Source organism: Occallatibacter sp., assembly GCF_049802275.1.
Lineage (GTDB): Bacteria > Acidobacteriota > Terriglobia > Terriglobales > Acidobacteriaceae > Telmatobacter.
Genome location: NZ_JBARMD010000180.1, coordinates 1 through 10,118 on the forward strand (window position 1 = coordinate 1; position 10,118 = coordinate 10,118).

Genomic DNA, 10,118 nt, shown 5'->3' on the forward strand with positions numbered 1-10,118 from the left:
GACGCCACAAATGCTGCGCGCAATGGGCTTCCCGGACAGAACCTCCGGTGGCTGCGAAAAGTGACTACGATGTCTCTCTGCAACCGGGCAGGACGCCAACCCGCCAGCCCCCGCCGGATCTCCAGCACCATTGCGACTTCAAGCAGGCAGCAGCAGCCGGCACTCACCAGGCTGCCGCCGGCAAAAACCTGGGTTAGAAGCGAAAACGACACAACTACCTCGCAGCAATTCGCCGTATGGTTCAACGACCACGTTCAAACGGTTTGGGATGATCTCTATTATCCAGCGTACCTCATCCCGTCCACGCCCAAAATCGGCATTTGGTGCCCAAAGTAACGCCTGCCAATCCCACAAAAGTGGGATATTGGGGAGTAAGATGGTTCGAAGTACCGGCGCTATGGGCGCCATCCGAAACGAAGGCTTGCAACCCTTCAGTGGCCTTCTTTTCGAACTCGTGCCCGCGCCGAAGAGTATCTCCGAGGGTTGCATGAATTCGACAAGTCCCCACTCCGATGGATCCTTCGCGTCAGAACGCCGCCGGGCTGAACGACGCAACTCGCCTTCGCTTGCCGCGTATCATTGGAAAGGCTCGAGTCTGCGTCAGAACACCGTCCGTGATATCAGCGCAACCGGCGCTTTTCTTGTTACGCAGGAACGCTGGGAACCAGGAGAAATCGTTGCAATCTCTTTGCAACGCAGCGGACCGCTTGCAAAGGAACACAGCTTCTCTGTTCAGGCAAGGGCTGTTCGGTGGGACGACCACGGCGTAGCGGTAACGTTCGTTCTGCCTCCCGGTGCCGATCTGCGGCTCTGGCAGAGCCCGCTAAAGAGCGCTGCCGAGCAGAATGAACCCGAAGACATCCTGCGTGAATTCCGCGTCGCTCAGGCCATCTCCTTTCTTTCCCGCGTCGCTCCTGAAACCAGCCAATCGGTAGGTAGACTGCTTCACGAAGAATTGAGCAACTATCGCCTTGAAAATGCGGTGGAAATAGCTCTGAATGCTGAGAAAATGCTCGGCGCGTCGGTGCAGGTCGACCATCTGCAGGCGTTGCCCCACGTCGTAATGCGCATCCTTGAGAGCGGATCCTGGTCTTCTGACGATAAATGGATGCTTCAATTCTGGGCAGGTCTGCTCGCAGCTTCCTGTACAACGACCGGCGGTGATGAGTCGAGCCTGGCTTTTATCGACCTGCTAAGCCAGCTCAAGGCCCTCCATCTGCGCATTCTTGCCGCCGCGTGTACGAAGGCTACCAAGCTCGTCACCGGCCCCGGCCTGATCTCCACGCGCCCTCTTAACTGGAAAGCGGCAGATCTGATGAAGTTTTCAGGTTCGCACGACCTGATCAAGCTGGACCGCGAACTGAATTACATGTCGGAGGTTGGAGTAATTGCACCGCGAGAGAAATCCGCATTCTTCCAGCAAATGACCGACACCACGGTTACGCCCACCGGACTGGGCCTGGAACTCTACGCACGGTGCAACGGCCACCGCGGCACAGCCCAGGGCTTCTACGGCGTCCCGGTTACTCTTTCAGGCGCGATTGCCCTCGAAGGATGAAGATCGCCCCTTTCCGACCGCACGCAAATTGGTGGTCGGGACGGGTCCCTTTAAAGCCTCCCAAGCTGGGTATGCATTTCTCTGTGATGGCTATCTCCCCAGAAATATTTCGCTCCAGGCTGTGACGAGAAACACATATGGCTATACAAGGGCCACCATAGAATTCCTCTCATAAAACTGTTGTGCGCGATCGGGACGTTTCGCCACGGTCAGGAAGCGGCTGCCGCGTCGCGTTTCTAGCACATTCTTGCCGGAGGGTTCCGTTGGGTTCGTCCAAAAACTGGTTTCGTCTTCCTTTTGTCTATCGCCCACGGGCAGAGCGCCGCGAATCGCCCGCGCTCGCTGTCTTCCATTGGGACGGCCCGACGCCCCGACAGAGCCACGTTGCCAACATCAGCAGCAGCGGCGCCTATCTTCTCACAAGCAAGCACTGGGAGGTTGGCGAAGTCCTTTCGTTGTCTTTGCAGCGATCCGGCGCACTTGAAACCGCCAACCAGCGCCATTTCACCGTACAGGCCAAAACCATTCGCCGCGATCGTGAAGGTGTCGGCGTCAAATTTCTGATGCCGCGCGGCGCAGACCTGTGCCTCTGGCGAAGCGCAATCAAGACTTCTGTACCGCAAACCGAACCGGAAGACGTCGTACGCGAATTTCGACTGGCGGCGGCAATCGCGTTTATCCAACGCATTTCACCCGCGGCAATCGAACAAGCCAAACTCTTGATGCGGCGCGGGCTCAGCAACTTTCGCCTGGAAAGTGCGATTGAAATCGCCATGCACGCAGACCGACTGCTCGCGCTTGAAAGCAAAGGAGAGCGGTTGCAGGCCGATCCAGCGGTCGTGTTGCGCATCCTCGAGGACGGCTCGTGGGCCGAGACTGATTGGATTCAGCATTACTGGGCCGGTGTCCTGGCTACCTCCTGTGCCGCTGCTGAACCCTCGCAGTCAGATTTGAGGTTCGTCCCTCTGCTAAGTCAGATGACCACCATCCAGGCCCGTATCTTTTCTGGCTCCTGTCAATTCTCGGACAAGTCGATCGACCGAAATGGTCGGGTGCACGCTCATCCGCTCACTTGCTCCGCGGAGAGACTCGTTCAGATTGCCCACACCCATGATCGCGTTCACATCGAACGCGACATTCAGCACCTTGCGGAGCTCGGTCTTATTGAGAAAAGCATGAAGTGGAAGTTCTTCTCGCTTCTTGACCAGGCCGTCATTACTCCCACATCGACATCTCTCGAACTCTACGCCCGCTGCCATGGCCATCGCCGAGCCGTGGAAGAGTTCTTCGCAGAATGTCCTGTCGCCCACGCGGTTGCCGCCGATTGAGTCCACAATGATGAAATGGAAACAGGTGATTCGCGGCAACTCTTTTGCGGAGTCCAATGGTGCAGTCTGTGACACTACTGCCTAAGTAATTACCTCCCCATTACGAACCGGCAATTGCGGGAGTACGATGCACTCAGGAACAATCTCAGATCGGGTCGAGTTCGCGGGCCCAGAGAACCCGCAAACTTGATCTCGCTGCGGAAGCCGCACGAATTCAGGAGGGCAGCATGAGGTCTCTGAGGACCTGGTTCGAAAAGACGTTCCCGCCGGAAGAGCCCCACCATCCGCGAGCCGAGCGGCGCGCCGTGGAGGGCCTCGAAGCCATTCATTGGACCGGAACCTCCCCAGGCCTCGATATCGTGAAGAACATCAGCGCGACCGGCATGTACCTTGTCACGCGCGAACGCTGGCCCCAGGGCGAGGTCAATCCGATTCGTCTTGTTTATCCCGAATTGGCCGACGATGATCCCGATCGCGAGGTAACCCTGCAGGCCAAAGCAGTGCGCTGGGGCGAAGACGGCATGGGTCTCAACTTCGTTCTTCCCGAAAGCATGGATCTCTGGCTTTGGAAGACCGACGGACTGGTCGAGGCCGAAGACATCCTCAGCGAGTTTCGTCTCGCCCGTGCGCTGTCGTTTCTCCGCCGAATTTGTCCCTCGGCTACCCAGGAACTCAAACTCCTGTTTCGCGAAGGCCTAAGCAATCTCCGCATCTCCAGCGCCGTTGTCATAGCGCATCGCGCCGAGACAATGCTTGCAGCGGAGCGAGATTTTGACCGCCTGCGTGCTCCACAAAAGCTCGTTATGCGCGTGATTCAAGAAGGTTCATGGGCGGAGGACACGACCACGCAGCAGCTCTGGGCGGGAGTTCTTGCGACAGCCTGCACCCTGATGGGCGACGACGAGTCCAATCTCCCTTATATGGATTTGTTGGCCGAGCTTGCCTCGATCGATGGCCGCCTCTTCACTGCGGCTTGCACAAAGTCGCGAAAGATTTTCGCAGATTCTGGGGCAGTTTCAGCTCAACCGTTCGTCTGTTCTGCGCAGGAGCTGATGCAGATCGCAGGAGCGCACGATTTGATGAAGATCGATCGCAATATCTTCCAGCTATCTCTGCTGGGTCTGCTTGAACCGAGGGTCAAGTCGAAATACTTTAATTTCGAACAGGAAGCGAATCTCACTCCGACAGCCCTGGGCCTTGAGTTGTTTGCCCGTTGTCAGGGACACCGCGGCGCGCCGCATGACTACTATGCCGCACGGCCGACGAACGACACTCCCCCTTCGAAAGAGGAGTCAGCTCCGCAAACCTGAGTCCAGCATTAATGCTGCTACCCTCGCGTGCAGTGCTTCTGTGATAGCTGCTTCGCTTTCGAGCAGACCGAAGTGAACTGGCTCTCCCACACGGATTTCGATATTCCCCGAACGGAACCATCCGCGACCCTTTATCTTCAGCTCGCCCAGTCCCAGAATGGCAACCGGCAGCACAGGCGCATGAGCCTGCTTTACCAGAAGGCCGATACCCGGCCTGAACGGCGCGAGCTGACCCGCGACCGATCGCGTTCCTTCGGGGAATACGAGCACGTTGTAACCGCGGTCCATGGCATCGCCGGCGTGGGCAAAGCTCCGCTGAAAGTCCCTTCGGCGCGGTAGAGGGAAGACGTTGTAAAACACCGTCAACAGCCAATAGGCTGCTGGACCAAAGAGCATGAATCGACCGGTGTCCGGATTTCGGAAGTTTCGGAAGTCCTCCAGCATCTCACCGAGCATTGCTGCCGCGGTCCAGCGGCGGATGCGCCCCGGCAGGGCGTACTCAACCAGCGCACCGTCGTACGCGGTTACGTGGTTGCAGATAATCAGCATCGGCTCATCGGTTCGCAGTTCGCGCGGCGCAGATACACGCGGATCCGCCAGGAACCAGACGAGCGGCTGCGCAATCAGCTCAAGAAACGCTGCGCGCAACCATTGCACCGGCTTCGACCACGGCCAACGCGGATAGATAAATCCCGTTTTCACGAAATTCGCCGCATCCGCCGATGACGAGCCAACTCGCCCATCCTGGCCGGCCCCCGAAGAATCTGCGGGGCGATCGGAAGTATCCCCCCCATCCTGCCTGCGTGCCGCAGTGAGATCTTTTTCAGAAGAGCCGAGTTGGGAAGCGCCTCCATTGAAGGACTCGGCCCCAATGGCAGTATCCGGCGATCTCTGCGCTTCCATCGCAGAACTGCGAGCAGCCCCGACCAGTCGCCTCAAATCTCCGAGCGTCGTCGCTGCGTCCACCAGGCTCTCTCCCGGAGCATCCCCCAATCGTTCTTCCAGCGCTGCCGCAAGCTGTACCCGCCCAAGGCTGTCGAGATGAAAGTCGTCGTTCAGGCGCAAGTCATCTCCGCCCATCGGCCGCTCACCGGAAATCTCCGCCACAAGTGAAAACAGCCAATCCTCCGTCCGCGCCGCGGCGCCGTTCGCGTGAGCCGCTGCAACATCAACAGAATGACCCGCAGCCCACTTTGCAACCGTCTCCCGCCGCACTTTACCCGTTGAAGTCCTGGGCAGATCAGGCTCGGGCCAAACCATCCAGCGACGTACACGCTGGAACTCTGCCAGGCGCGCATTCGCCCGGTCTATCGCTTGCATCGCCTGCTTGTCTCCGCCGCGCACCGCAAGCACCGCGCACGGTTCCGGCCCGGCAACAGTCTCCACTGGCACGACTGCGCTGGCAGCGATTTCGGGTTGTTCTTCAAGTGCTGCTTCCAGGTCCTCGGGATGCACATTGACCCCGGCGGAGGTAACGATCGTCTCGCTCTTGCGACCCATAAAGCGCAACTCTCCGGTTGCCTGTTCCTCGGCGAGGTCACCGGTCGCCAGCCACTCGTCTTGGCGCTGCCGCAACTCTCCGCCGCTCCAGGTCGCGGTCGAAATCATCGGACCCTTTACCAGCACTTCACCGTCCGGACCAATCTTAATTTCACGCCCCGGCAACGGTTTGCCAACGGTGCCGCTCGCCACATGAAATGGATGATTGAGCGTGATGAGCGCTGTTGTCTCCGTCATGCCGTAGCCCTGCACGACGACGAATCCGAGCGCGTTCCAAAACTGTTCCAGCGGACCGGCCAGGGCGCCACCACCCGAGATCAATGCCCAAAACTTGAGGCCGAGGGTGCGATGCACGTCGCGGAAGACCCACCAGCGCTTCCACGCCTTCATCCCCTTCGACACTTTCACACGCCCTGCCAGCCCCGGCGTCGTGCGTTCAAGATGGGTCATCAGTAGAGCCATGACGCGGGGAACTGCCGCCAGCACCGAAATCCGTTCCCGCTTGATCGCGTCTACCAGGTGCGCCGCCACGAGCCGCGACTCAAAGTGCACCTCCGCCGCAAAGATAGGAGGAATCCAGAGACCCATCGTTTGCCCGAATACGTGGCTCAACGGCAAAGTATGCAAGATACGCAGCGGGTGAACGTATCTCTCGTAGCGCAGATATTTCTGGGCGGCTTCCTCAATTGGACCTACGCTCGCCAGCACGTTGCCATGGGTGTGCACAATGCCCTTGGGATCTCCCGTCGTTCCCGATGTAAACAAGATTTGCAGTGGAGTCTCAGAAGAGAGACCCGCTATCGCGCCCGCCTCCCGCACGGGCAGAGAAGCAGCCCAATCCTCGAAGGCTATCGCCGGAAAATCGAGTCTAATCGATGGCTCAGTCGCACCGACCCCCTGCTCTCTGTTCCTCATTCCCTTCAGTTTGCGAAGCAGACCTGCATCCCCTACCGACAGTTTCGGCTTCACGTCTGCCGCAACTCGTTCTGCAAACTCTGCACTGCCGAATTCGTCCAGGGGCACCGCCATCACGCCGCGCAACATGCATCCATAGAACGCAGCGAGCCACTCTGCGCCATTTTCACCCCATAGCAGCACCCGATCGCCAATACCGATGCGGCGATCTTCAAGCAGAGCCGCGAACCGCCCAGCCATACGCGCCAGTTCGCCGTAGGTGGTGACCTGCCGGCGTACTCCCATGTAGCGCACGATCGCGATCTCCCGGTCATACTTTCTTAAGTCGTCCAGCAGCGTAGCCAGATGCGCGCGCACGTAACTTGCTCCTGCATCGAATCGTAGCAGCGCACTGCCTTATCGCGTTCATCCCTGTAGTACTTCGCCGACTGCGCAACCCGCGCGACATTGGCTCGTAGCCGCTCAGAGATTGGGATGAGTTTCGCCTTTTCTTTCCCCCACACTCGCGCTATGCTCAAAGAGCGTTAAAAGTAAAAAGATGTCCTCTCTTCCGCCCAAGCCGATCCCAGACACAGATGTTTTTGCCTGCTTCCACCCCGTGACGGCAGAGTGGTTTCGGGCTGTGTTCGATGCACCGACCGCTCCGCAGCGTCTCGGATGGCCGGTGATCGCTCGCGGCGAAAGTTCCCTCATCCTCGCGCCCACCGGGACCGGCAAGACCCTCGCAGCGTTCCTTTGGTGTCTCGACCGCTTGATGCTCCACGACGTCGGTGACGATCGAAAGAAAGGCTGCAAGATCGTCTACGTGTCGCCCCTGAAAGCCCTGGCCGTCGACGTCGAGCGCAACCTCAGGTCGCCACTGGCCGGCATCGCCAACATGGCTCGACGCCGGGGCGTGCCTTTTCATGATCCAGTCATCAGCGTGCGAACCGGGGACACACCGCAACAGGAGCGGGTTCGCTTCCGCCGTGATCCCGCCGAGATCCTGATCACCACGCCTGAGTCGCTCTATCTGCTGCTGACTTCTCAATCCGCCGACGCGTTGCGGACTGTCGACACCGTCATCATCGACGAGATCCACGCTCTGGTGCCCACCAAGCGCGGAGCCCATCTGGCCTTGACGCTCGAGCGGCTTGAGTCTTTAACCGGGAGGCGCTTGCAACGTATCGGCCTCTCGGCCACGCAGCGGCCGCTGGAAGAAGTGGCACGGTTTCTCGGTGGAATCGAGATCGCTTCCACAATGCCAATTCTCGCCAAAAGCGATAAAGATAGGTCTCAAAGGCAAACTTTAGATTCGGTAGTGCAACGCGCTGTTTTAAAAGAACCTAATGGTGTGGCGGTTTGTAAGGAAGACAGCGACAACCGTGTCGAGTCGTTAACGTCACTCCCGTCTGTAATTCTTGATCCGGTCGATCACGCTGAGTTCTCTTCGGACATGCCGTCTTTGCCACCGGACGAGAGCCATGCTCCGCTTCGGTATCGGCCTGTCACTATCATTAATGCCTCTGCTCCCAAGCAGTTGAAGCTTCGCATTGAAGTTCCGGTTGAAGATATGGCGCGGCTCCAGACCATGGAGGAGATACCCACCGGACCCGCCTCTCAGGCACCCCGTCGGGTTTCAATTTGGAACGCAATCCATCCCCGCCTTCTCGAACTCATTCGCGAGCGAAATTCCACGATCCTCTTCGTCAACAGTCGCCAGGTAGCCGAACGCCTCGCTGGCGCGCTAAACGACCTTGCCGGGGAAGCTATCGCCCGCGCTCATCACGGCTCGCTTGCCGCGTACCAGCGCTCGGTGATTGAGGAACAGTTGAAGGCCGGCCAGATCAAGGCTCTGTGTGCCACTTCTACTCTCGAACTCGGCATCGACATGGGCGCTGTCGACCTCGTCATCCAGATCGAGGCGCCGCCATCCGTGGCCAGCGGTATGCAGCGCATCGGCCGTGCCGGCCATTCCGTCGACGCTGTCAGTGAGGGCGTCCTTTTTCCGAAATACCGCGCCGACCTTGTTGCCTGTGCGGCAGTGACTCGCGCGATGCACGAAGGGCACATCGAGTCGACGCGCTTTCCGCGCAATCCTCTGGACGTGCTCTGCCAGCAACTCGTCGCCATTGTCGCCCACCCGCCGGGGTACAAGCCTCCCACCCGTCCTAAACCCCTTAAGCGGCGAATTGTCGCTTCTCGTTCTTCCCTCAAACTGGGTGCCGCGGGTATGGACTTTCAGACCTGGGAAAGCGCGAACCCATCGGAACAGGAGCCGAAGCCAGAGGTGAACGTCGATGCGCTTTATGATCTGGTGCGTCGCGCAGCGCCATTCGGCGCCCTCACACGTTCTGCTTTCGACGGGGTCCTTGATCTTCTGAGCGGCCGTTATCCTTCTGACGAGTTCGCCGAACTGCGCCCTCGCCTTACGTGGGATCGCATCCGGAATGTCGTCACAGCCCGCGAAGGCGCTGGCCGCCTTGCAATTCTCAACGCCGGAACTATTCCCGACCGCGGCCTCTACGGCGTCTTCCTCGCCCACACCGAGGGCAAGTCTATCCGCGTCGGGGAACTCGACGAGGAGATGGTCTTCGAGTCCCATCCCAACGAGACCTTCATTCTCGGTGCCTCTACCTGGCGTATTGAAGACATCACCCACGATCGGGTGTTGGTTTCTCCCGCCCCGGGTGAACCGGGCAAGATGCCCTTCTGGAAAGGCGATGGCCCCGGTCGTCCGCTGGAGTTTGGCCGCCGCATTGGAGCACTGGTCCGCGAACTACGTGCCCTGCCAAAGCCCGCCGCGCTCACGCGCCTCGTTAATGAACACGATCTCGATCCCGGTGCCGCTGAGAACCTGCTGCAGTTCCTCGCCGATCAGGAAGCTGCTACCGGCCAGGTTCCGGATGACCGAACGATTGTGATTGAACGAACCAGGGACGAGCTCGGCGACTGGCGGGTGTGCGTGCTGACGCCGTTTGGCAGTCGTATCCACATTCCCTGGGCGATGGCAATTAGTGCCCGCATTCGCGCTGCAGGCGGCTCGGAAGTGGAGACGCTCTGGGGCGACGACGGCTTCGTTCTCCGCTTTCCCGACACAGACGAGCCACCCGATCCCGATTGGATTCTCATCGAATCTGCCGAAGCAATGCAGATGGTTCTCCGCCAGCTTGGTTCGACTGCGCTCTTCGCCGGACGATTTCGCGAAGCTGCCGGACGCGCACTGCTCTTGCCGCGCCGCCGCGCCGACCAGCGTTCGCCCCTGTGGCAGCTGCGCAAGCGATCATACGACCTGTTGAGCGTCGCATCGCGGTATCCATCATTTCCTTTACTCCTTGAGGCCTACCGCGAGTGCCTGCGCGATGTCTTCGACATGCCGGCGTTGATCGAGACTCTGCGCGCCATCGAACAGCGCCAACTCCGCGTGCACGTTGTCGAGACGCACAAGCCTTCGCCTTTTGCCTCATCGCTGCTGTTCAGCTACGTGGCCAACTTTATGTACGAAGGCGATGCGCCGCTGGCCGAACG

6 protein-coding genes are annotated in these 10,118 nt (G+C 59.4%); 5 read left to right on the forward strand and 1 reads right to left on the reverse strand.

Annotation, left to right across the window (positions count from 1 at the left end; translation table 11 throughout):
- From WA354_RS05985 to WA354_RS06000, 4 genes are all read left to right on the forward strand, one after another.
- Positions 1 to 336 (forward strand): hypothetical protein (locus WA354_RS05985; protein ID WP_472812100.1); only part of this gene is annotated, 336 nt, incomplete at its 5' end.
- A gap of 151 nt (positions 337 to 487) precedes the next feature.
- Positions 488 to 1,558 carry a PilZ domain-containing protein gene (locus tag WA354_RS05990; protein ID WP_472812101.1) on the forward strand — a complete coding sequence of 357 codons (1,071 nt, stop codon included), beginning with the start codon at positions 488 to 490 and terminating at the stop codon, positions 1,556 to 1,558.
- A 263-nt stretch (positions 1,559 to 1,821) separates the two neighbouring features.
- A complete protein-coding gene (locus WA354_RS05995) occupies positions 1,822 to 2,886 on the forward strand; it encodes an Abi-alpha family protein (RefSeq protein WP_472812102.1) in 1,065 nt (354 codons plus the stop codon).
- 227 nt (positions 2,887 to 3,113) lie between these two features.
- Positions 3,114 to 4,196, forward strand: coding sequence for a hypothetical protein (locus WA354_RS06000; RefSeq protein WP_472812103.1), 1,083 nt, complete (start codon positions 3,114 to 3,116; stop codon positions 4,194 to 4,196).
- On the opposite strand, the gene WA354_RS06005 is transcribed toward WA354_RS06000, so the two are convergent.
- Complete coding sequence (locus WA354_RS06005; RefSeq protein WP_472812104.1) at positions 4,179 to 6,968, reverse strand: AMP-binding protein; 2,790 nt, start codon at positions 6,966 to 6,968, stop codon at positions 4,179 to 4,181. The genes WA354_RS06000 and WA354_RS06005 overlap by 18 nt on opposite strands.
- Positions 6,969 to 7,149: 181 nt before the next feature.
- On the opposite strand from WA354_RS06005, the gene WA354_RS06010 reads away from it, so the two are divergent.
- A partial coding sequence (locus WA354_RS06010) for a DEAD/DEAH box helicase (protein WP_472812105.1) occupies positions 7,150 to 10,118 on the forward strand: 2,969 nt, incomplete at its 3' end.